At 37.9% G+C, this 21,958-nt stretch carries 21 protein-coding genes; 15 read left to right on the top strand and 6 right to left on the bottom strand.

All coding sequences use genetic code 11. From position 1 onward, the window contains the following. Window positions 1–104: 104 nt before the first annotated feature. Together KGF34_RS08085 and zapA are read right to left on the bottom strand one after the other, a co-directional pair. Complete coding sequence (locus KGF34_RS08085) at window positions 105–2,171, bottom strand: U32 family peptidase (RefSeq protein WP_252558689.1); 2,067 nt, start codon at window positions 2,169–2,171, stop codon at window positions 105–107. 26 nt (window positions 2,172–2,197) lie between these two features. Then, on the bottom strand, window positions 2,198–2,692 hold the full coding sequence (zapA, locus tag KGF34_RS08080) for a cell division protein ZapA (protein WP_252558688.1): 495 nt from the start codon (window positions 2,690–2,692) through the stop codon (window positions 2,198–2,200). Between the two features lie 365 nt (window positions 2,693–3,057). Here zapA and KGF34_RS08075 point away from each other — a divergent pair, with 365 nt between their 5' ends. Continuing rightward, complete coding sequence (locus KGF34_RS08075) at window positions 3,058–4,953, top strand: glycoside hydrolase family 13 protein (RefSeq protein ID WP_252558687.1); 1,896 nt, start codon at window positions 3,058–3,060, stop codon at window positions 4,951–4,953. A 749-nt stretch (window positions 4,954–5,702) separates the two neighbouring features. On the opposite strand, the gene KGF34_RS08070 is transcribed toward KGF34_RS08075, so the two are convergent. Next, window positions 5,703–8,477 (bottom strand): YfhO family protein, encoded by a 2,775-nt coding sequence (locus KGF34_RS08070; protein WP_252558686.1) that lies wholly within the window; start codon window positions 8,475–8,477, stop codon window positions 5,703–5,705. A gap of 296 nt (window positions 8,478–8,773) precedes the next feature. On the opposite strand from KGF34_RS08070, the gene KGF34_RS08065 reads away from it, so the two are divergent. Next, window positions 8,774–9,538 carry a dockerin type I repeat-containing protein gene (locus KGF34_RS08065; protein ID WP_252558685.1) on the top strand — a complete coding sequence of 255 codons (765 nt, stop codon included), beginning with the start codon at window positions 8,774–8,776 and terminating at the stop codon, window positions 9,536–9,538. Between the two features lie 287 nt (window positions 9,539–9,825). Here KGF34_RS08065 and KGF34_RS08060 read toward each other — a convergent pair whose 3' ends face one another. From KGF34_RS08060 to KGF34_RS08050, 3 genes are all read right to left on the bottom strand, one after another. Next, on the bottom strand, window positions 9,826–10,734 hold the full coding sequence (locus KGF34_RS08060; protein ID WP_252558684.1) for a glycosyltransferase: 909 nt from the start codon (window positions 10,732–10,734) through the stop codon (window positions 9,826–9,828). Window positions 10,735–10,921: 187 nt separating this feature from the next. Further along, a complete protein-coding gene (locus tag KGF34_RS08055; protein WP_022234671.1) occupies window positions 10,922–11,380 on the bottom strand; it encodes a GtrA family protein in 459 nt (152 codons plus the stop codon). Between the two features lie 2 nt (window positions 11,381–11,382). Further along, complete coding sequence (locus KGF34_RS08050) at window positions 11,383–12,339, bottom strand: glycosyltransferase family 2 protein (RefSeq protein WP_022234670.1); 957 nt, start codon at window positions 12,337–12,339, stop codon at window positions 11,383–11,385. A gap of 347 nt (window positions 12,340–12,686) precedes the next feature. Between KGF34_RS08050 and KGF34_RS08045 the strand changes: the two genes are divergently transcribed. The 13 genes from KGF34_RS08045 to KGF34_RS07985 all read left to right on the top strand — a co-directional run bounded on the left by KGF34_RS08045 (window position 12,687) and on the right by KGF34_RS07985 (window position 21,814). Further along, window positions 12,687–13,715: a site-specific integrase gene (locus KGF34_RS08045; protein WP_252558683.1), complete on the top strand. Its 1,029-nt coding sequence runs from the start codon at window positions 12,687–12,689 to the stop codon at window positions 13,713–13,715. A gap of 85 nt (window positions 13,716–13,800) precedes the next feature. Beyond that, the gene (locus tag KGF34_RS08040; RefSeq protein WP_252558682.1) at window positions 13,801–14,589 is read left to right on the top strand and encodes a ParA family protein; all 789 of its coding nucleotides are present in this window, start codon (window positions 13,801–13,803) and stop codon (window positions 14,587–14,589) included. A 3-nt stretch (window positions 14,590–14,592) separates the two neighbouring features. After that, a complete protein-coding gene (locus tag KGF34_RS08035; protein ID WP_252558681.1) occupies window positions 14,593–15,873 on the top strand; it encodes a ParB/RepB/Spo0J family partition protein in 1,281 nt (426 codons plus the stop codon). After that, window positions 15,863–16,135 (top strand): septation protein SpoVG family protein, encoded by a 273-nt coding sequence (locus tag KGF34_RS08030; RefSeq protein ID WP_252558680.1) that lies wholly within the window; start codon window positions 15,863–15,865, stop codon window positions 16,133–16,135. Before KGF34_RS08035 ends, KGF34_RS08030 begins: the two co-directional genes overlap by 11 nt. Further along, the gene (locus KGF34_RS08025) at window positions 16,135–16,344 is read left to right on the top strand and encodes a hypothetical protein (RefSeq protein ID WP_249377310.1); all 210 of its coding nucleotides are present in this window, start codon (window positions 16,135–16,137) and stop codon (window positions 16,342–16,344) included. The genes KGF34_RS08030 and KGF34_RS08025 overlap by 1 nt, the downstream gene beginning before the upstream one ends. After that, on the top strand, window positions 16,341–17,369 hold the full coding sequence (locus KGF34_RS08020) for a replication initiator protein A (protein ID WP_252558679.1): 1,029 nt from the start codon (window positions 16,341–16,343) through the stop codon (window positions 17,367–17,369). Before KGF34_RS08025 ends, KGF34_RS08020 begins: the two co-directional genes overlap by 4 nt. 17 nt (window positions 17,370–17,386) lie before the next feature. After that, entirely contained in the window at window positions 17,387–18,277 is an 891-nt protein-coding gene (locus KGF34_RS08015; RefSeq protein WP_252558678.1) for a 3'-5' exonuclease, read from the top strand. A gap of 21 nt (window positions 18,278–18,298) precedes the next feature. Then, entirely contained in the window at window positions 18,299–18,769 is a 471-nt protein-coding gene (locus KGF34_RS08010; RefSeq protein WP_252558677.1) for a hypothetical protein, read from the top strand. Window positions 18,770–18,788: 19 nt separating this feature from the next. Continuing rightward, on the top strand, window positions 18,789–19,376 hold the full coding sequence (locus tag KGF34_RS08005) for a leucine-rich repeat protein (protein WP_252558676.1): 588 nt from the start codon (window positions 18,789–18,791) through the stop codon (window positions 19,374–19,376). A 33-nt stretch (window positions 19,377–19,409) separates the two neighbouring features. Next, a complete protein-coding gene (locus tag KGF34_RS08000; RefSeq protein ID WP_252558675.1) occupies window positions 19,410–19,736 on the top strand; it encodes a BlaI/MecI/CopY family transcriptional regulator in 327 nt (108 codons plus the stop codon). Window positions 19,737–19,836: 100 nt separating this feature from the next. Then, window positions 19,837–20,022 (top strand): hypothetical protein, encoded by a 186-nt coding sequence (locus KGF34_RS07995; RefSeq protein WP_252558674.1) that lies wholly within the window; start codon window positions 19,837–19,839, stop codon window positions 20,020–20,022. 150 nt (window positions 20,023–20,172) lie between these two features. After that, window positions 20,173–20,733 carry a molecular chaperone GrpE gene (locus KGF34_RS07990; RefSeq protein ID WP_252558673.1) on the top strand — a complete coding sequence of 187 codons (561 nt, stop codon included), beginning with the start codon at window positions 20,173–20,175 and terminating at the stop codon, window positions 20,731–20,733. A gap of 136 nt (window positions 20,734–20,869) precedes the next feature. Further along, window positions 20,870–21,814, top strand: a complete 945-nt coding sequence (locus tag KGF34_RS07985) for a hypothetical protein (protein WP_252558672.1) — start codon at window positions 20,870–20,872, stop codon at window positions 21,812–21,814. The last annotated feature ends 144 nt before the right edge of the window (window positions 21,815–21,958 follow it).

Raw genomic sequence — 21,958 nt, 5'->3', positions numbered from 1 at the left:
TTTATTAGAATATTAAAAACCTGTAATTTCTGTAACAAGGCATTAATTTAATTCTTTTAAACAATTTAAACAGAGTTATTAACATTAACATTGTTTTAACAATGCTATTTAACACCCCTTAGATATAAACCTCTTGTTGATTTGACTTTTAACATCGGATTTTGCGTAAATTCGCATATACTTTCCACATTTTCAACATAGTTTTCAACAGTTAAACGAAGTGAATAAAAAGATGTTGAAAGTGTTGAAAACTCATTTTGGGGTATATAAAGGGGTACACAGTTCAGCACTTCGGTACAAATTCCGTCACATTTCAGCGGGAATTTCTCACCCTTTCTGTCCGTCATTTTTGAGCTGCTTTTGCAAGTTTTGCAAGAAATGTTTTCGCTCTTTGCAGGGCAGTTTACCGTAAGCATAAGAGGAAGATATCCGTAGGTGATAATGCCCCTCTTGATTGTGCCGCCCAGGCGGTTTATTCGCTCGAAAGTAAGTTCAAAACTGAGTTCAACATCCTCAAGTCCGTATTCCTCCGCCCAGAGCAGGTCATATGTGTTTACAAGGTTAAGTCCGAAACTTCCGTGCACACGCATATTTTCGCTTTTTGCCATATACACGGCGGCAAGATTTCCGCAGAGTGCGTCATTTACACCAAGCTGTTTTACCTCGCTTAGCCTTTTTGCTATTCTTTCTTCGTTTTTAAAAAGTCCTCTCGGAATTTCCACACCTATATTGCAGCCGTCAGCCATAAGCGATTTCAGTTTTTCGTTATCGGTATAAATAGGAACATAAATAAGTTCGCAGGCTTTGAAAGCGGGTGAAAACTTTGCGGTAGTCATTCTTGCCCTTATTCCGTTGCCTTTTGGCACACAGGAAGTGTCGGGTGCTGTAATTTCAATATCATTTATTTTGTAGTTATGCCGCTTTGTCCTTAAATCGTCAAGTTGAGCAAGTGCCTCTCTGCGCATCGCATTCAAAACAGAAAGCGGTAACGAGAGGCTGTCCTCTGTATTTATACTCAAGCTTTCAAAAAAATATGCCGTTGAGCCTGTCTTTTTAAGCTGGGTTTCGCATTTTGTTTTGTCAAGCGCAACCTTTTCTGCTTTTTGACAGACAAAGTCGGAAGTAACTTTTATATTATGCGTTCCGTCCGTGATTGCAAGGGTCGGATTTTCGCCGATTTTCGCTGTGAATGTACCGTTTATTGCAATATCGGAAAGTTCGTCCTTGTAGCTTTGACGGATTTTTGAAAAAAGTTTTTCGTCTGCCGATACAACATCGTTTTTTCTGCGGTATCCGAACATTTCATAGCCTGTTTTGCCTGTATAATAACCGTCGGTAAATCCTGTTCGTGAAAAAACATTTTTCAAAATTTCTGCCGTATCTTCGCTTATAAATCCGTTGTCACGCTGTTCTTTGCAGGCACGCACGGCGGCAGACACATACTCGGGGCGTTTCATTCTTCCCTCAATTTTAGCAGAGGCTACACCCATTTCCTGCAACTGCGTAATATATGGTATAATGCTGTTGTCTTTAAGGCTTAGTGCGTGACCGTCCTTAACCTTTCCTACCGAAAACGGCAGACGGCACGGCTGGGCGCAAGCACCTCGGTTTCCGCTCCTTGAGCCGAGCATTGCGCTGAAGTAGCATTGTCCCGAAACGCACATACAAAGCGCACCGTGCACAAATACTTCGAGTTCAACGGGGATTTCGGCGGCTTTTTCAAGTTCTGCCTTGCTCATTTCTCTTGACACAACAACTCGTTCAAAGCCCATTTCATAAAGAGCCTTTACACCGAGGTACGAGTGAACGCTCATTTGTGTGGATGCGTGTAGGTGCATTGACGGCACAAGCTGACGGGCAAGGCGTGCGACACCCATATTCTGTACAATAAGTGCGTCAACATCTGCTCTTGCGGCAATCAGCACAGCCTCTTTAAGCCTTTGCATTTCATCGTCAAAAACAATTGTGTTTAAGGTGACATACACCTTTACCGAATGAATATGGCAGTAACGAACCGCCTCTTTAAGCTCGTTTTCGTCAAAATTATGCGCAGAAGAACGGGCGGAAAATTCCTTTTCGCCCAGATAAACAGCGTCTGCTCCGCTTCGTACGGCAGCAATAACACTGTCCATACTGCCTGCAGGCGCAAGAATTTCAATTTTATTTTCCATAACCATTATTGTAATCAATCAAATAATTAATCAAAAAGCGAGATCTGCTGTTGGCGCATTTTGCGGATGATTTCATCGCTTTCCTCATCATCTTCGCCCTCGTTTTCCTCTGCCTGCGCAGAATTAACCGCCTTTTGCAGAGCGTTTCTCAATTGTTCGTTTTCCTTTTCAAGTCTTTTATATTTGCGGGTAAGTGCAGTGTTTTCGTTAATAACCTCTGCAAGTCGGGTTTTGTACTCCGTACACTGCTTATTAAGGTCATTTGTTTGACGAATAATCTTATCTGCCTTTGAAATGCACTCTTTTTTATTGCGCAAAGCCTTGTTGCGGTCATCGCAAAAATTAAGTGCCGCCAATATAGCGCAATCTCTTGTGTCAAGGTGATTTGTTGATGTTACAATTTTCTTGATTTGTGCTATAACATCATCGGCAACGCCTTGCACATATTTTTCGTCATCTGCAGTAATCAGCGCATAGCTCCTGCCCTCAATCTGCACGCTGACTTTTCTTTTAGTATTCATTACAGCACCTCTCCATATTCAGACTCTGCCTGCAAAATAACAGAGTTTTTTACAATAAATTATAATCCACACTAAATTATAATATAAAAAGATGCGTTATTAAAGAATTATGTTAAAGTTGTAATCTAATTTTGATATAATTATCCTTATATGTCGGTTTTTTGTTGTTTTTTGTCAATTATATTGTAAACTGCTAACTCTTGTGTTAATATATAGTATGTGCGACAAAACGGTAGAGTTTTGTCGATTTCGCATTGTTTTACTAATGATAATATTGTTTTTTTTGATAGTAATTAATAACAGTTTATTAATATTACATATCAAAAAGCCTTTTGCGGAATATTATTTTACAGGGAAGTGATTATATGCCAGTTCCTTTTGATTCACAAAAAATTTACTATCGTACACCTTTCGGTGCGGTAGAAGAGGGAACGACCATACATTTAAGAATACTTTTGCCAAGAGATCTCCACACTCAGAGAGCGGATTTGGCAGTAAAGTATGACTACGATTACAACTGGGAATACTTCGGCTTTTTCTGGTGCGGCACATTTGATGACGCTACTGAAATCTGGGAGGCTGACTTTACTCCTAACAAAATCGGTCTGTACTGGTATGGCTTTAAACTTCAAACAAAATACGGCCTCAGATATATTGTACCGTCTGATCCGTATAATATCAGCACCATAGAAACTTCACCGGGCAGAAGTTGGCAGCTTACCTGCTACAAAAAGGGTTTTACAACTCCAAAGTGGCCTGTTGGCGGTGTAATGTATCAGATTTTGCCTGACAGATTTAATTTTAGCGGCGAAGAAAAGAACCTTACCCGTACAGATTTTCAGCGTAATACCGATTGGTATGCACTCCCACAGTGGTGGCCTAACGAGAACGGCGAAATTACAAACAGCGATTTCTTTATGGGAGATTTAAAGGGTATTACTCAAAAACTCGACTACCTTGAGGAGTTGGGTGTAAGTTGTATTTATCTTAATCCTATCAGTGAGGCATACTCAAACCACCGTTACGATACAGGCGACTATTCAAAGGTTGACCCTATCCTCGGTACAAACGAGGATTTCATAAATCTTTGTGCAGAGGCTAAAAAGAGAGGAATCCATGTTATTAACGATGGTGTTTACTCTCATACAGGTTCTGACAGTAAGTATTTTAACAGAAACGGCAGATACGGCGAGCATACAGGCGCTTACAGAGATCAAAATTCTCCGTATTACAGCTGGTATAAGTTTAACAATTGGCCGAATGATTACCACTCATGGTGGGGATTTTACACCTTGCCGGAGGTAAACGAAACCGACCCGAAGTTCAATGAATATATCAACGGCAAAGACGGTATCGTAAGAACCTATATGCGTTACGGAAATTCGGGATGGCGTCTTGATGTTGCCGATGAACTTCCCGACGAGTTTATGGAAAATCTTCGTAAAGCGGTAAAGGAAGAAGATCCCGAGGGCTTTATTGTAGGCGAAGTATGGGAAGACGCAAGTAACAAGGAGAGTTACGGCGCAAGAAGAAAATTCTTGCTCGGCGAAGAGCTTGACTCGGTTATGAACTATGTTTTCAGAAACGCAATCCTTGATTTCTGCCGTGGTGCAGACGCAAAATATGTTATGAACCAGATTATGAGTGTCATAGAGAACTATCCTCGTCCGGTTCTCCGTGTTCTTATGAACTCACTTTCAACTCACGATACAGAGCGTGCGCTTACAGTTATTGCAGGCGAGCCGCTCAATGGCAGAGATCGTCAGTGGCAGGCAAATCAAAAGTTAAGCTACGACCAGCGTAAGCGTGGTATAGCACTTTTAAAGCTTGCCGTAGGTATGCAGTATACTTTACCGGGTTTCCCGTGCGTATATTACGGTGATGAGGCAGGTCTTGAGGGCTATCGTGACCCGTTCAACCGTTGCTGTTATCCGTGGGGCAGAGAGGATAAGGAACTTATCGAGTGGCATAAGGCTCTCGGTAATTTAAGAAAGTCCTGCTCACCGCTTTGGGACGGTGATTTTGTAAAGGTTACGGCTGACAAAAATTTTCTGAGCTATATCCGTCTTGACAGCAAGTCATCGCTTTATTGTGCGTTTAATGCAAGCAATGAAGAAAGAATTCTGGACCCACCGCCGGGATATGCAGACGGTACACCTATTTTAGATACAAAGCTCGAAAACGGAAAATTAACAATTCCACCGCTCAGCTGCGCATTTATTATTAATGAAACAGACAGAAGATTGAGCCTTGCTTATTAATTAAAACTACAAATTTTATTTATACCAAATCTTAAAGAACGGTTTGCAGCGTGCAGACCGTTCTTTTGTTCTTTAAATTATGTATTTGGAAAATACTTTACCGTGCAATCATAAAAGTTTAGTCAACCTTTAAAAGGCTTGAACTGAATTTTTAAATTATTAAATCTATAATGTTATATTTATAAGCCAAAATGGTTTTGTTCTAAATGTTGGGGTAACAATAATAAATTATGGTTTAGCAAATTGATTTGCCAATCAATTATAAAAGTTTGGTCGACCTTTTCAAAGGTCGTGGGTGTGGGCAAAGCCCACAAATACTTTCCGTTTATGCAAGCTAACGATAGGCGAACAGCTCGCTGTTTGGCGGCTTGAACGCAACGGCGAAAGCCCATAAATGCGATAGCAATAAGAAAAGAAATTCGTTATTTCATTAATAAAATATAGGCTTTTTTAATGGCTGTCGCCTGTTTTAGCAAACTTAGTTTTAGCACGCAAACAGCGTGGCTGTTTGCGCCTGATAAATTGTTGTATCGGAAGATTTTATGGGCGCTGCCCAAACCCGCAATTTTTGAAAAAATTGAGTAAACTTTTTTGTTTTTGGGAGGATAATTTAGCGTTAGCTAAATTTCAATGCCCGACCGACACTCCGCCAAACTACAATTTACCCCAACTTTTGATAAAGAACCGCCAAAATACACGCAAAAAAGCAGTTCCGAATTTACGAAACTGCCTTTTTATCAAATCAAGTATTAATGTTTTGGGCTTTTGCTTTTTTGAGTTTTTACAGGCGGTGGGGTAGGGGCGATTTCTTCCACTGCGGTTCCGCCCTTTTTCTTTTTAATAATGTAAACATAAACGCAAATTGCCACAAATCCTGCAAGGCATACCGCCGTTGCAACAGCGCCCGGCTTAAATCCCTTTGGATAATACACAAGCTCTATGCTGTGCTCGCCCTTGTTGAGGTTGAATGCTATAAGCGCATTGCCGACAGGTGTAATTTCAGCTTCTCTGCCGTCAACATATGCGGTCCAGCCGCCCTCTTCATAAGGAACAGAGGTGTAGAAAAGTCCGTCCTCGCTTGCGCTTATTGTGCCCTTCATAGATGAGCCTGTAAGCTCGGTTGTTGTCATAACATCTTTGCTTATCTGTGCGTATCCCTGTTCATAAACATTTTGGTCGAGCATATTTACATACACATGCGCACTGCCTGCCTGTCCCTGCGGAAGTTCGGCATAAACAGAGATTTTATCACCCTCGTTTACATATCCGCCGCAAGCAATGTACGGTCTGCCCATTCCGAGAGTTTGCGTATTTGTCGAATCGTCGTTTATCATAAATGAAACATCGTCTTTACCGTCAATGTCGGCATAAACATACACATATCCCGAGTACGGCGCTGTGTAGTTCCACTTAAGGTGCGGTGTTGTGGTTGTATCGGTACAGTTGTAGCTGTAGTTGCCGTAAGAAAGTTTATTTACGGGGAACTGTGAGTAGTCTGTGTGTCCCTGCGAAACAACCTCAAGCTGTGTATATACATTTTCGTTTACGCCTGTTGCAAGTTTAAAGAACTCGTTTTGCTGGTCAAACGGGTTAAACTGGTCCTCGTTTTTGTTTACCTGCCACTTGAGCAAGTCGGAATTAACCATAAAGCCCATAGGAATGTAATGTTCGTTTTTGAGCAAGGTTATGCCGCCCGACTGGTAGGTATTTGTAAGGTCATAACTGTTTTTGTAAGTACCCTCTCTTGAAATCAGATACTTAAGGTTCATAAATGTGTTTGTTACAGGCGAGCTTTCGGCATATGTGTAACGGTTGCCGCTCTGCCAGCCCATCATACCGAAGTTCTCAAAGAATACGGTCATATCTTCGTTAGCCATTGAGTTGAACATTGAAAGTCCGTTATAGCCGTTGAGTGAACCGTCATTGAGGGTTTGTGTGCTTGTCATTTCGGCACGCCACATTTCCTTGGTATCTTTTTCGAGGTTATCCATATATTCAATTACAGAGGCTGTGTTTCCCTCACCTCGAGGGTAATCGAATGTGCCCGTTACGGTTGTGGTTTTAACACCGATATATGCGGTAGCGCCGCTTTCGCCCACGACTATGACCGCAAGTATAATCAAAAGCACCTGCTTTGGAATAATTCTTTTTGTATAGAGGAAAAGCACAATGCATACGAGTGCCGCAATAACAGCTGTACCCACGATAGCGTATGTTTCCTGTGTATCAATGGCAATCAGAATGATAACTGCCGAGAAGAGCGCCGCCAAAATTACATCCCAACAGGTGGTAAAGTCAATCAGCATAAATGCTCTGTAAGCCATAACCACAATTACAAAGCTGATAAGATAGCTGAAACGGTAAGGAATCATATTTGTAAAGTGGAAGCCGTGCCAAATGTAGTCGAGCTGACGGATAACGCAGCTTAACATCATAAAGAGAACAAGACAGCCGTCAACGATTTTTTCCTTAAGTGTGATTTTCTTAGATGTAAGGAATACGATGCCGAGTACCAAAGAAACTGTACCGCAGGCAATGTTAGGCAGGGCGTCAGCCTCCTTTGTTGCCGGAGTTATGAATGTAAGAAGATTTGAGAAAATCTTTTTCATAGCCTCAAGCGTACCCAAAAGGTCGTTTGTAGAGCCTATGTTAATTGCGTATGTAGACGGGAATGTACTCGAGGTTGCGTGGGTGTTTTGCAGGGCAAAGAACGCAGGCAACAGGAAGAATGCCGTCATACCGATTGCAAGTAATGAGAAAAGTGCGGTTTTTGCAAGTTTTGTAAAAAAGCTTTTAAAGCCGTCCCACTTAACAATGCTGTATGCAATGAAAATAAGAAGAACGAAAATACAGGTAAACAAACCTATGTAGTAGTTTGAAAGCAAAGAAACCGCAAGAGTAATTGTAAACAGTCTGAATTTGCCCTCTGTAAGGAGTTTAACAATTCCGAGTGCCACAAGCGGAGTAATGCAGACCGTGTCAAGCCATATTGTGTTCCAATAGTAGCCCATAAAGAATGCGCAGAACGAAAAAGTTGTACCGAACACAACAAGAGAAAAATCGTTCTTTTTGAAAACCGAGCGCAGGAAAATCGCAGTAAAGCAGCCTGCAAAGGCAACCTTTGCACAAACGCTGAACATAAGAAATTCCCTAAGCCACTGTGACGGAATAAATACGCACAAGAAGTTCATAGGGCCTGCAAGGTAGTATGACATAAGCGAAAAGTAATTTACGCCGCCGCCCTGCGTCCAAGACCAGAACAGTGATTCGCCGTGCTTAAGCTTATCCTGAAAATCTACCAAAAACGGATAATACTGGTGCCAAAGGTCAGTAACAAGAATTTGCTTGTCGCCAAACGGAGAAACCTCCATTATCGCAAAGCCTATGGTCATAAGAACAAACGGCAGGAAAAAGGCAATTATAATGTAAATGTTTTTCTTTAAAAATGCCTTAAATCCCTTTTGCTCAACCGCAGGCTTTTCGGGCAGCTTTTTTGCTTTTGTTTGTAAAGCTGTCATAAGCATAAGAATTAAACCTCCATAAAATTGTGTTTGCCCTTTTAAAGACAGGGCGTTACCGATTAGTTATGCTTTTGCATATACTATAACTTATATATTGTAACACTTTATTTAGTCAAGGTAAATAATATTTTAAAAAAAGAAAATGAATTTTGAAAAATTGTCAGTAGTACCAATGTACTTGTCAAAAATCGACAAAAACAGGGGATAAAATTTTATGTTGATTTTTTTTCACTGTTATATACATATTCGTTGTTTTATGGTATGATTTTATTAAATTAATGAAAAAGGGAGGCAGGACTATGAAAAAATCTAAAATATTAGTATCAACGGCGCTTGCACTTTGTATGGGAGCAACGGCAGTAACACCTGCATTTGCGGCGGATAATGAAAGCTTTACTTTTACAAAAATCGGCGATTACAACGCAGACGGTGTAGCAAGTGTATCAGACATTACTGCATTACAGTTACAGCTTGGCGGAAATGGTACAATTTCGGGCACTGCTCTTGAGCATATCGACTTTGACGGTGACGGCGCTTTTAATGTAAATGACATTACAGAATTGCAGAAAATGGTTGCCGGTACGGAATATACTTGCTATCAAAAAACAGACAGCTCATATAAAAACATTCCTATGCGCTATTATGACTATGACTATAACGGTAACTCTAAAGGCGATATTATTGAATATGAAACAATCTACACACCGGAGAATTACATTATGACTGTTGATGAAATGAGGAGAAATTCAGTTAAAGGAATTTCTCTCATAACATCAAAGGAACAGTTTGTCGATTTGTTTAAAGCGGAGTCGCCGGAATTTGACGACGAGTTTTTCAAAGATAACGCTCTTTTTGTAATACTCACAGCCAGGGATTGGTATGATTATACAGGAATAAACTCCTTTGCGGTTGACGGAAACAAGCTGATAGTATATGATTATGAGGTCGAAACTTTTTGGGAGTATGGCGAAAAGTGTTGTCGCAATAATATTTACAGACTGAATAAGGCTGACATCGAAAATATTACAGAAATTAACTTTTATACACAATATTTAGCACAGTAAATCTAACCCCCTCTCCGAGTGGAGAGGGGGTTTTGCGTTTGATACAATATTGCAGGAGTTAAATTGTCAGTAGTACCAATGTACTTGTCAAAAATCTACAAAAACAAGGGATAAAATTTTCCGTCATAGCAATCTGTCGGGTGTAAACAGCTTGACTGTTTGCGTGCTAAGACTAAGTTTGACAAAACTTTTTATTATCCGATAGTTATTAATAGACTTTCAGTTTTTTACCTATAAAGCATATCACAGCTTTTGTATGAACAGCAATGTCGATACGTTATTTATTATTAACTTTTATCTTGTCGTAAGGACTTTCTTGTTGCGAGCATTTTGCCTTTTATATAGTAAAAATCATCTCTGAAATCACTGCGGAAACTGTTGTAATAATTGTCAAACGGATTGTGAATGTGAAATACTGCCGTGTTCGGATTCATTACCGACACAATATTTCCCGCCGCACGGAGAAAAAACTCGTGGTGATCTATCATTCTTATGTTATCGTCCCAGCCTATTTCTTTGATTTTCTGCGTTCTCGCAAGAAAAATATTCGGGACTTTTCCATATACAATATGGTTTTCGTCTATCTTTGTCAAATGCGGTATTTTAAGCGGTTTATAGGCATTTTTCATATCAAATTCATTGTAATTTCGGGCGATTTTCTGCACAGGAGTACATTTGCCTGCGGTAAGAGGCACAAATCCGACAAGGTCAATGTCTTTGTGCGACTTAAGAAAACTAAGCTCGTCATAAATATTTGAAAGCGGAGTTAAAAGCTCGTCATCGTCCATACGCATTAAATACTCGGTTTTAACCTCGGCAAGTGCGAGATTAAGCCCCTTGCTGAGTCCGCTGTTGAACGGCATATGAATTACGGTAGGCGGATTGTGTTTTGCTTTTATTTCAAGCGGAACTTTGCTGTCGTCTGCAATCACCACTTTTGCACCGGGGTAGTGTTTTTGAATGTTTTTATACAGCTTTTTTGCCTGCTTTTGCCTTTCAAAGGACTTGAACATAAATGTTACATTTTGTGTAACTTCGTGTGCCTGCTCGGCAGTCGGCATTTTCTTTCCGCTGATTTTCCATTTTAAATTCAAATATCCGAACTGTAACTTTGCAAATATATCAAACGCAACTTTTGCAAGCGGTGCAAGAGGACTTTTTGATATTTTTTTGGCAATGTCCATTGCTTTACTCATAATATCACATCTTTGTTTTAATGATTAGGGTAGTATTTTGCCAAACAATTATAAAAGGTTGACCAAGCTTTTATAATCGGTTAAAAATTCAGGTAATCTCTAATTTCTCTCAATTAAAAAATAACCGTTTAAAAATCGCAATACTCCCGATATAACCTATGTTAATGTCGGGAGTATTCTTGTTTTATCATTTCTTTTCTTTAAAGGCAAAGAATCTTTGTCCTATGTAGTTGAACGCTACAAACAGGCAAGAGCCGAGTATCATTGAGGTATAGCCTGCAAACTGTTCAACCGTAAATGAGAACATTGTAAAATTATTCGCCGTACAAATCCATTTGATTAGCGGAATCGCTATGCAATACGATAGTGCGTAGCAAACGGCAATGTTCAGCGCAAAGCGTAAAATCGGTTTCCAACCCTTTTCTGTATTTTTAAATGTAAAGTATTTGTTAAGAAAATAGCTTACAATACTGCCGATTAAGTATCCGAGAGCCGAGGCGAGCCACACACCCCATTCGTATCTGTCCCACGCAAAAAGCGCAAAGAGCACAAACTGCAAGCCGTTGCCAACGAGGGTATTGATTACGCCGACCAGAATAAACTTCCAAAACTTTATATCAAAAAACTTTTTTATAAAATCGCCCATAATTATTCCTTTTCCTCGTTGTTTTCGTCCTCAAAATTAGAGAATTTTGTTATGTAAATCGGTCTGTCCTTGGTTTCCATATAAATTCTGCCTATGTATTCGCCAAGAATACCGATAGACATTTCGGTAATTCCGCCCAAAAACAGAACCGCACACAAGGTAGTTACATAACCCGGTGTGGTAATTCCGAAAAACAACGTCTGAACAAGGGTTATCATTATATAGATAAGCGAAATAACAAAGATTATCGCACCCATTACTGCCGTAAAACGGAGGGGAGCAACCGAAAAACAGGTAATTCCGTCAATCGCATAACGAAAAAGACTTGAGAATTTCCATGTTGTCTGTCCAAGCTGACGGTCAACGGTTTTAAATGAAATCCATTTTGTGTTGAAACCTACCCAAGAGAATATTCCCTTTGAAAATCTCTGAACTTCGGCGAGTTCAAGAATAGAATCGACGACCTGTCTTTTCATCATTCTGAAATCCATAGCGCCGTAAGGCATTTTGGTATCGGTGAGTTTATTTGAAAGAGCAAAGAACATTTTTGAGAAAATTCCTCTGAATTTGCTTTCACCCTCTCGTTCGTCACGCTTTGTGGCGCAGACATCGTAGCCCTCGTTTTCGAGAGCGTCTGCCATTTGTGGGAAAAGTGTCGGCGGATGCTGCAAATCGGCGTCCATAACCACCACATAATCGGCGGTGGAATGTTGAAGTCCTGCGTACATAGCCGCTTCTTTACCGAAATTTCTTGAAAATGAAATATACTTTACATTGGAAAACTGCTTTGCAAGCTTTTTCATAACAAGGTAAGTTTTATCTTTACTGCCGTCATTGACGAGGATATATCGAAATGAATATTCAGGCATTGAGTCAATAACCTTATTGGTTTCAAGCACAAAATGCTCAAGTCCCTCTTCTTCGTTGTAACACGGTACTATTAAATCTATAGTTTTCATAATAATTCGCCTTTATGTTGTTAAATTTGTATAAGCCTATAATTATTTTTATTATACCAAAAGTACACACAAAAGTCTATATTTTTATAAATTATTTGAGAAGTGACGAAAGGTAAATTTATTTTTGTTAAAGTTGGAATAACAAAAAAATAAACTTACAAAAAGAAAAACGGCAAAACCTTAGCAGTTAAGCCGTTTTTAAGTGGTTGCGGGAGCCGGATTTGAACCGACGACCTTCGGGTTATGAGTGTGAGATATATAGTTTATAGTTTCCATATTTCCCTCTTTATTTTCCATTGCTTTAAATCTATAATATATTAGTATAATAAATGAAAGAGTGGTAAACAATGGAAAAATCAATTACATTTAAAGAGCTATCACAACGATGGCTATCTGTGTCGTCTTTGGGTAAAACTTATACCTATCAGCAGAATTTACAGTCTTACATCAATCACCTTAATAATGGAATAGGTGAATGTAAAGTGACTGATGTAAAGCCTGCTCATATTGACGAAATAATAAGACGGCTGTATATAGAAAACCCGAACACCAAAAAACCGACTTCCAAAAAAGTCTTGAAAAATATAGTTGACTGTGCTACTCGAATTTTTGATTACGCTATCGAAAACGAGCTAATCTACAAAAATCCAGCAAGAAACAAAAAGAAAGTCATTCCAAAAAATGCACCGACAAAAATAGTTGGTGCAATCACTCCCGAACAGCAGCAACTCGTAATTGATACAGAACACCGAGCCAAAATTGCAGCTGTAATAATGATGTTTATGGGATTGCGAACCGGTGAAGTGCTTGCTCTTGAATGGGGAGATATTGATTTAGTCAACTATAAGCTCTCTGTCAATAAAAGAACGCAAAGAATTTCGAGCAATAAGTATATTGTAACAGAAGGTACAAAAAATGGCAAGTGCCGTTATGTTTCAATTCCTGTTAATTTAGGAGCTTGGTTAAAAAAACAAAAGGATATATCAAATTCATACCTTGTGATTCCAAATAGAGTCGGAGAGCTCCAATCTCCAACTCAATGGAGAAGTTTATGGAAATCCTATCAGAACGAAATAAACTACACAGCCTATTGCAAAAAATGTGCCGATGCAGGAATAAAACCTGAAAGCAAACATACTCCAACAGGTATTCCAAAAATTATAAATACATTTAGTGCTCATCAGCTCAGACATACATATGCAACGCTTCTGTATATATCAGGAGTTGATGTGCTTACAGCGTCGGAGCTGTTAGGACATAGCAACATAGAAATAACTCTTAAAATATATACACATCTTGACGAGCAATTTAGAGAACTAAATATAAGCAAATTTGACAATTATATTCAGTCAGATTTAGACATAGAAAATATTTAATTAGTAAACAAAAGTCGATTACATTGTAGTCGGCTTTTTTATTTTATAAAAAGTGGACAATTTGTCCAGAAAAGGAGTAAGACTTATGAAAAAGACAATCGCAATCGTAAACAAAAAAGGTGGAGTAGGCAAGACAACAACTGCACTTAACTTAGCAGCAGGACTTTCAAAAGAGGGCAAAAGGGTATTGCTCATCGACCTCGACCAGCAAGCCAATCTATCGTTTTGGCTCAACTATGAGTTTGACGGCAAACCTACTATCGCAGAGATGATAATGTTTTCAGTCAGCGGAATGTATATTGATTACAACGCTTGTATCAGACATTTTTCTTCTGAGGGTTTTGATTATATACCGGCATTGAGTGCAAGTCTTGACGGTATTCCTTCCTACCTCGCCGGCAAAAACGATTGCACAAATATTTTAAAAAAGCTGTTATCTGCAGATAGCTTTAGTGAATATGATTACATACTCATTGATTGTTCTCCTGCAACTGACCTACTTGTAACTAACGCTATTGCAGCAGCAGACAAGCTGCTTATCCCGGTGCAGTGCGACATAATGTCATACAACAAGGTCAATGACATTCTTCAGCAACTCGTCAACACAAAAAATGATACTGATGTATCGAAGTATATACTTGGTATCTTAGGTACAATGTATCAGAAAGGCACAACCCACAGCAAAGAAGTATATGATGCACTCAAAGCGTCTTATGAAGATTTAGTGTTTAATACAACTATTTCTTATAAGACAGCTGCCAAAAACGCTGTTGGCTATCATCAGAGTAGCGTTAAATCGAATGCTAAAGCGAATACATTAGGTCAGGAATATATGTCAGTTGTCAATGAAATCGTTGAGAGAATGGAGGGCTAAACAATGAAAAAGATGTCAATTCAGACAGGTAGTCTTAATTTTAATGTAACAGGCACAGGAAACCCTACCGCTATTCTCAACGATAATACTGTTGTAGAAATTGAAACTGACAAGCTCTCTATAGACAATGAACAACAGTTTAAAATACATAATGATACTATAAGTTTTCTTGCAAAGTGCATTAAGACTGATGGTCAAATTTCACCTTGCATTGTTATTCCTCTCACTGATAATAAGTATCAAATAGTTGACGGCAGACACAGATATTTAGCTGTCAAAGAAGCAGGCTTGCCGTTTGTAAAATGTATCATTCGCAACGATTTAGCAACCGATAAGGTTGCATATAAAAAGGTTCAGCTTACTACTAACCTTGCAAGAAATAACGACTATCTCCCCTCGGAGCTTGCTTATGGTTACAAGGAGTTGCAGGAACTTGGTTACACTCGTCAGCAGATGTCAGCGGAAACCGATACTGACGAAAAGAAAATTTACAGGTATATAAGACTTAATAACTTAATCAAGCCGTTGCTTGATATGACGGATAACGAGAAAATCCCGGTGCTTGCTGCAGTAGAGCTTTCGTATTTAAGCGAGAATGAACAAACAAAGCTTTTTGAATTTCTGCTGAACAATACAAGCTGTAAAGTGAGTTTTAAAATAGCAAAAGCTCTCAAAAAAGATTTTGCAAATTATGAATATTACTTTTGGCACTTTGATTATGACAATTATATTGTAAATAATCCGACAAATGATTTTTCTGATACTGAAACAGATAATTTATCTGCCGTTTCAGATACAAAAGAAGAAAAGGCTGAGGAACGAGTTAAGAAAGAGAATACAGAAAGTTCTCTGACATCAGAACAGTTATCAGTATCACCAGCAGTAGAAAAAACAAGACAAACTGATGCTGACACCATTCAAGTAATTGCTCCTGAAAATATTTCTTTATCTGACAGAAGCATAATTGCAAAGACAGTAATTACTGCTACAAGAATTGACTATTACATTATCAGAGAATTTTTTGATGCAAATGATTGTTATAACTACCTTAAGAAGAATTATATTGAAGGCTATTACAGTGCTGTCGGGGTAAAAATTGACGACTGCAGGGTATCGTATAATTTTCGGGCAGCTCACAATATGTTTTCAATCAAGGTTAATAAAACAACATATATTATGCAGCATAAAATCCTTGAACGCATAGTAAGACAGTATATTCGGGAACATTATACCACAGATGATATTGTCAAAATCATAAAGATTGGAGTAGAAAATGAAGATTAGTAACATACAGCTCCGCATTAAACGATACCGCAAAGGTTCTAACATCAAAGCTATTGCTTCTGTTGTCATTGATGATTCTTTTATCATCAATGACATACAGCTTATTAAGATTGCCGACAAATATCACTTGAAATTTCCGGCAACTAAAGTTGCTGAAAAAATCGGGCAAGAAAGTATAGTGCCGATTAACAATAAAATCCGTCAGACAATTACTAAAGCAGTGATTGATAGTTACACTGATATAATGAAAGAGGATCACTAATGGATATTTATATACCAAAATCATTAATGACAGCTGAATACAAAAATTACTCAGCAGAAGCAAAATTGTTATTTTCAATCTTGCTTACCAATTCTGCAACAGCCACAAGCATTATGCAAGTAGCAAGTCTTATCGAAAACATTGGAGCTGCAAAAATCAATACTTATCATAAGGAGTTTAAAAAAATCGAAAGAGAGTGTGCAGTATGAAATTCGATTTTTTCAGAGGAAACGAATGTGAACAATACTTGTTCTACAGAGTACCACAAGTTCTTTTTACTGATGATGAATTTAGATATATTTCGTCTGAAGCTAAACTGCTGTATGGTTTCTTGCTTGACAGAACGGCTCTATCAGCTAAAAATAAGTGGACTGACGAGGACGGCAAAGTCTATGTGTATTTCACGCAAGACGAAGCCAAAGAAAAGCTCAACATTGGAACAGGCAAGGCTACTAAGATATTCAGCGAGCTTGATGAAATAGGACTGATAATTCGTATCCGACAAGGGCAAGGCAATCCTTGTAAGATTTATGTTATGAATTTTGCAAAACCATTATCTCAGGCTCAGACCTCCGAAAATCAGAAGTCTGAAAAAAGCAAAATGGAAGTCTTGAATGCCAAAAAAGACAACTTAAGACTTACGAAAAGTGAAAGTCTGAAACAGATAAAAAGGAAGTCAAGACTTCCAAAAAATGAAAGTCAAGACCTTCAAAAGTCAGAAGTCTTAAACTCCGAAAAAGACAGTTCAAGACCCCCGAAAATTGAAAGTCAAGACTTCCAAAAATCGGAATGTAATAATACTGAGAATAGTCATACTGAGAATAGTCAGAACAATCTATCTTCTATCTCTGAGGGATTGAGTGACGGAATAGTGGAATATTCTCAATGTATTGAAAATATTAAAGAACAAATATCATACGATAGTTTGTATTCACAAGGTACAGAAGAAAATTATCTTAATTTCATCATAAGTCTGATTGCCGATGTATATATCAATCAAAATTCAGGCGATATGTTTAATATCAACAACATAAGCGTTTCTTCTGCAAGAGTTGCCAAACGCTTTAGCTTGCTTGATGATACACACATAACATATGTGATTAGCAAGCTAAAGCAGGCTTTTAAATCGCAACAAATCAAAAACATTCGAAAATACACTATAAGCTGTCTATACAATGCACCTGTGATAATTGATATTGATATTGATTCACAGTTAGCTTATAAAGGTGATTGATAGAAAGGAGCGTATATATGAGCATTTGGGACGATTATAAAACAAGCGTAAGGACAAGGATAAATGTTAAGCAAGATAGACTTTTGCTGACCGAAAGGCAGTGGAAGCTCAAGCATTATGTTAAGCTTAACGATAAATGCGGTAAGTATCTATGGGTTAATGCTTATTGTCCTAATCAAAAACTGTATCTATGGGATGAGGAAGTACGCAAAATGACTGATGAAGAACTTACAGCCTGCCGAACAAAAGAGAAAGAAAAGCGAGTTGCTCATCAAAAAGCCTTCTTACAGCAACAAAAGGTAAAGAAGGAGGAAGAGTTACTGCAACTGCGTCGAGAAATCACACAGGACATTATTAAAAACACTTTTACAGCTCAAAATTTTGACTCAGGCATAGAATATGACGAAATAGTCATAGATACAGAAACAACAGGACTTAATGCCGATACCGATGAGCTGTTACAGGTGTCAATTATAGACAGTCAGGGAAATACGCTATTTAATAGCTATATTAAGCCGCTTTTCACAGAAAATTGGGATGGAGCTATGGCGGTAAATCATATAACCCCCGAAATGGTAGCAAACGCACCCAACATCATTGAAGTCAAGCAAGAAATTAACAAGATAATTAATTCAGCGAATGTGATTGTTGGATACAACATACTTTTCGATTTAGAATTTCTTGCTGCTTTTGGTATCGAAAACAGCAAGGCGACTGCCATAGATGTTATGCAAGATTTTGCAGACATATACGGCGAATGGAGTGATAAGTATGGCTGCAATAAATGTCAGAAACTAACTAAGTGTGCAGAATATTACGGATATGATTGGGGAACAGACATTGCTCACGATAGTTTGGCTGATTGTCGTGCAACATTATATTGCTACCAAAAAATGTTGAAGGAGTAGAGAAAAAGGAGAAAAATATATATGATTTGGTTGGGTTTAGTTGCATTTGTAGTTGTGATTGTTAAGATGATTATCAACTTAAAAAATAATTATTATGATAAAGATGAAAAGATTCTGGTTATGTCTTTATATGGATTTATTTGTGTTTTAATATGTATTTTTACATATTTACTTTGTATCGTCATTCCACCAATTCCTACAGAATCATCAATATCCACTAAAAGTATCGAAATAACAGAATTCAAAATTATAAAAGATAATACACTAAAAGATGATTGCTTTTTTGATACTAATGAATATACATACACTACAGCTGACAATACAGTATATAACAATGTTAGAGTCGACATCTTAGGAGAAATCAAAAATGATTCAATTACCTCAATTGAAGTGCAAAATAATACTCCGAAAAAATTGATAATTACAGAAAATAAAAACTTTGATTTAAGAAGTCTTTTTATAGTTACAACTTATGAATACACTTTTGTATAACAGAATAAGGAGGATTTGCGTGTTTAAAAAAATAGTTTCTTTTGTTCTTGTGGTTATAGCAGTAGCAACTTGTTCGACAGTTGGACAAGCTGCTACATACCAAAAAGGCGATGTAAATAAAGACGGTAATATTAACATTACCGATGTAACACTTACACAAATATATATAGCCGGTCATACCCCCGCTAATTTCACTTTGTATTACGCTGATTTCAATGGTGACGGCAGTATAACCGTCAATGATATATCAGCTATACAACTGTATATGACTAATCAATTATTCATATATAACGATTTCTTTTATACCGTTGCAAACAACACTGCAACGATAACTAACTACAGAGGTACAGCTAAAAAGCTCAGCGTCCCCAATTATATGTATACAGATAAGCAGGAAGCAATCAAAGTCACAGCAATAGGTAACAAAGCTTTGTATGGTAAATATCAGCTTACAGAAGTAACTATTGCAGATAATATAAGAAAAATCGGAGATTATGCTTTTGCAAATTGCAAAAACTTAACTACAGTTACAATAAAAAATGATAAGTGCCATATTGACAGTTCATCATTTGAAAACTGTCCGATAAGTAGTTTTAAATTTGGATAAGCGGACAAATTGTCCGATAGAGGAGAAAAGATTATGGTTGAATACGTTAAAGAAGCTGAATTAAGGATAATGAACCTTTTTTGGAAATACAAAGAATGCACACGCAATGAAATAGCAGAGCATTGTGCAAAATTAAAATATCCATATACTGATACATACATATTTAATGTTGTAAGACAATTAGAAAAACGCAATTTCATTAAATCTTGTGGCTTGCGTGCCGGTGTTACACGATGCTCAATAGTGTATAAGCCAACATTTACCAAAGCAGAATTTTGTTTTTACTTGCTCAATCCAAATGAGCAAGACGCTAAAGAACTTGTATCATTATGCAATGATTTACTTACAAACCGCACTTGATGATTTAACCCTATTCTCCTTTTTAACAAATGGCAAAAGCACAACAGCTTGTGCGGAGCTGTTGTACCTTTGCATTATGCATTAATAAGTGAGGTAATTTATGAATATAATCTATCTTATTATGATAACTGTTTCACCGATTTTTATAACAATTTCACTTTACAACATCATTGAAATATACAGAAAAATAAAATATGTAGATAAATATGGAATATTAATGGCAGCTTATTGGTTTGCAGTTGAAGTCATAGGTTTAGTATGTTTGTTCCCAATTTTACTAAATTGAGATTATCCAATTATCAAAGGAAGGAAATAAAAATGTTAAAAGTAAATTCTGAAAAATTTGAAAAAACTGACAATTAAATAATCTAAAATTAAGCTGTTAAGTATAAAAAAATTGACTGTTTTTTTATTATATGAAATAAGGAGATAGCATATGAAAGTAAAAGTAAAGAATATGAGTTGGGACAACGAACAGAAGAAAGAAATTGAAACAATAAAAGAGAGAAAAATCACTGTAAGGCTTTCGGACGCAGATTGTGACCGACTGGCGAGAAAATGTGGGGAGTATGGTCTGACTATTGGAGAGCTGATAGAGAATTTTGTCGGAGATTTAGTTGGTGGTACTTACTCAAACGGAAGTGATGAAAGAGATTATGCCAACAAGTGGTTCGAGCGTTGTTGGTTTGGAATGTTCCCCGAAGAAACACTTTTAAAATTTCTTTTGCACACGGGTTATGATGTGTATGATGATTTTTTAGAAATCATAGATGATATTGAAAATGGATATGCAGAACTGGAAGATTACAAAAAAGACCAGAGTGTTTTTGACGAGGAAGAAATCGAATTTTTGAAAACCGATATTGATGACTGGGAGAAGCAAATCGCAGAAATCAAATCGGACTATCTCAAAAAGAATGAGAAAGCCGACTGGGAGAAAGAAGTCGAAAAAGTCAACGAATGGTGGAAAGCAAAGGAGAGGTTAATCAATGAATAGGACAAGACCAAAGCAGTTAAGTAAATTTCTTGACTGCTTTTTATATCCAAAAATTTGAAAGAATATTGATATTGACAAACAAAAATGTGAATTGTAAAATTAAGATATAAAGACATATACGAAAGGGGTCAGAGTTATGACTACACAGGAAATGAACACAAACATTACAAATACGAATGAATCAGCAGAGAAAAAGACGAATAAGAAAAAGGCTATTGGTATTGTTGCGGTTGCGGCAGTAACGGTGGCGGCGGTCATTATTGCTATGCTGACCGCTTGCGAAAATAAACAGCCTACGGAAACAGCAGATGAGGTTATTGGCACATCTGTTCAGACTGTTACACAGGTTGTGACGGACAGTCAGGGCAATACACATATTGAAGAAGAAACAAAAGTCGTTGAGGTTAAGCAGACACAGCCTGCGGAGAAGTCGGAAAAAGCTACGGAAGCTCAGGCACAGAATGTAGCAAAGACCGACAGCAAGCAGAACAACGGCGGTCAGAGCAACAATAACAGCAACGGCAACAGCAATCAGACTAACAACAATAATAACAATGGCGGCAACGGTCAGACAAGCAAGAGCAACGGCTCATCAGGCAGCACAAACAAGCCTGCAAGCAATTCAGGCTCAAGCGGTTCATCAAGTCAGAGTAAACCGTCAGGCGGTTCATCAAGCAGCTCAAGTCAGAGCAAGCCGTCAAGTGGCTCCGGCTCATCATCTTCAAGTAAGCCTGAACCGGCACCGGCTACACAGCCTGCAACAAAAGACCCACACGAGGGCAAAACTTGGCACGATGCAGAGTACAAAACCGAAAAAGTTTGGGTAGTTGATGAAGAAGGTTACACTTGGCAATGTCCGATATATGAAGACCGTACAGTTACAATATGTAATATATGCGGTGCAGAAATCACTGGCAATGTTCAAGGTCACGATGAAGCGGTTCATTTACCAAACGGCGATGATTTTAGTTATCGTGTCGAAACTGTATCAACAATTGTTGGCTATGAAACTGAAACAGTTCCCGAAAAAGGTCATTATGAAACAAAAACAACTCTCGTAAGAGCAGCAGGTTGGTATTAATCAAATAAAATACATCAATTAAAGCAGTTAAGTTTTGAACTTAGCTGCTTTTTTTATTACAAAAAATCTGAAAGGAGCACCAATATGAGCAGAAGTCCACCAAACTAATAAGATATATACTATCTCATTGAAAGGAGAGAAAAA

The sequence above is a fragment of the Ruminococcus sp. FMBCY1 genome (assembly GCF_023921805.1).
Taxonomy (GTDB): Bacteria; Bacillota; Clostridia; order Oscillospirales; family Acutalibacteraceae; genus Ruminococcoides; species Ruminococcoides intestinale_A.
This window is presented reverse-complemented; position numbering and strand designations above follow the sequence as displayed.

Excerpts from the sequence above, each read along its gene's own strand:
- KGF34_RS08040 (WP_252558682.1), top strand. The coding sequence starts at position 13,801 with ATGAAAAAGACAATCGCAATCGTAAACAAAAAAGGTGGAGTAGGCAAG.
- zapA (WP_252558688.1), bottom strand. The coding sequence starts at position 2,692 with ATGAATACTAAAAGAAAAGTCAGCGTGCAGATTGAGGGCAGGAGCTAT.
- KGF34_RS08050 (WP_022234670.1), bottom strand. The coding sequence starts at position 12,339 with ATGAAAACTATAGATTTAATAGTACCGTGTTACAACGAAGAAGAGGGA.
- KGF34_RS08085 (WP_252558689.1), bottom strand. The coding sequence starts at position 2,171 with ATGGAAAATAAAATTGAAATTCTTGCGCCTGCAGGCAGTATGGACAGT.
- KGF34_RS08055 (WP_022234671.1), bottom strand. The coding sequence starts at position 11,380 with ATGGGCGATTTTATAAAAAAGTTTTTTGATATAAAGTTTTGGAAGTTT.
- KGF34_RS08035 (WP_252558681.1), top strand. The coding sequence starts at position 14,593 with ATGAAAAAGATGTCAATTCAGACAGGTAGTCTTAATTTTAATGTAACA.
- KGF34_RS08030 (WP_252558680.1), top strand. The coding sequence starts at position 15,863 with ATGAAGATTAGTAACATACAGCTCCGCATTAAACGATACCGCAAAGGT.
- KGF34_RS07990 (WP_252558673.1), top strand. The coding sequence starts at position 20,173 with ATGAAAGTAAAAGTAAAGAATATGAGTTGGGACAACGAACAGAAGAAA.
- KGF34_RS08045 (WP_252558683.1), top strand. The coding sequence starts at position 12,687 with ATGGAAAAATCAATTACATTTAAAGAGCTATCACAACGATGGCTATCT.
- KGF34_RS08075 (WP_252558687.1), top strand. The coding sequence starts at position 3,058 with ATGCCAGTTCCTTTTGATTCACAAAAAATTTACTATCGTACACCTTTC.
- KGF34_RS08060 (WP_252558684.1), bottom strand. The coding sequence starts at position 10,734 with ATGAGTAAAGCAATGGACATTGCCAAAAAAATATCAAAAAGTCCTCTT.
- KGF34_RS08070 (WP_252558686.1), bottom strand. The coding sequence starts at position 8,477 with ATGCTTATGACAGCTTTACAAACAAAAGCAAAAAAGCTGCCCGAAAAG.
- KGF34_RS08015 (WP_252558678.1), top strand. The coding sequence starts at position 17,387 with ATGAGCATTTGGGACGATTATAAAACAAGCGTAAGGACAAGGATAAAT.
- KGF34_RS08000 (WP_252558675.1), top strand. The coding sequence starts at position 19,410 with ATGGTTGAATACGTTAAAGAAGCTGAATTAAGGATAATGAACCTTTTT.
- KGF34_RS08065 (WP_252558685.1), top strand. The coding sequence starts at position 8,774 with ATGAAAAAATCTAAAATATTAGTATCAACGGCGCTTGCACTTTGTATG.
- KGF34_RS07995 (WP_252558674.1), top strand. The coding sequence starts at position 19,837 with ATGAATATAATCTATCTTATTATGATAACTGTTTCACCGATTTTTATA.
- KGF34_RS08020 (WP_252558679.1), top strand. The coding sequence starts at position 16,341 with ATGAAATTCGATTTTTTCAGAGGAAACGAATGTGAACAATACTTGTTC.
- KGF34_RS08010 (WP_252558677.1), top strand. The coding sequence starts at position 18,299 with ATGATTTGGTTGGGTTTAGTTGCATTTGTAGTTGTGATTGTTAAGATG.
- KGF34_RS08025 (WP_249377310.1), top strand. The coding sequence starts at position 16,135 with ATGGATATTTATATACCAAAATCATTAATGACAGCTGAATACAAAAAT.
- KGF34_RS07985 (WP_252558672.1), top strand. The coding sequence starts at position 20,870 with ATGACTACACAGGAAATGAACACAAACATTACAAATACGAATGAATCA.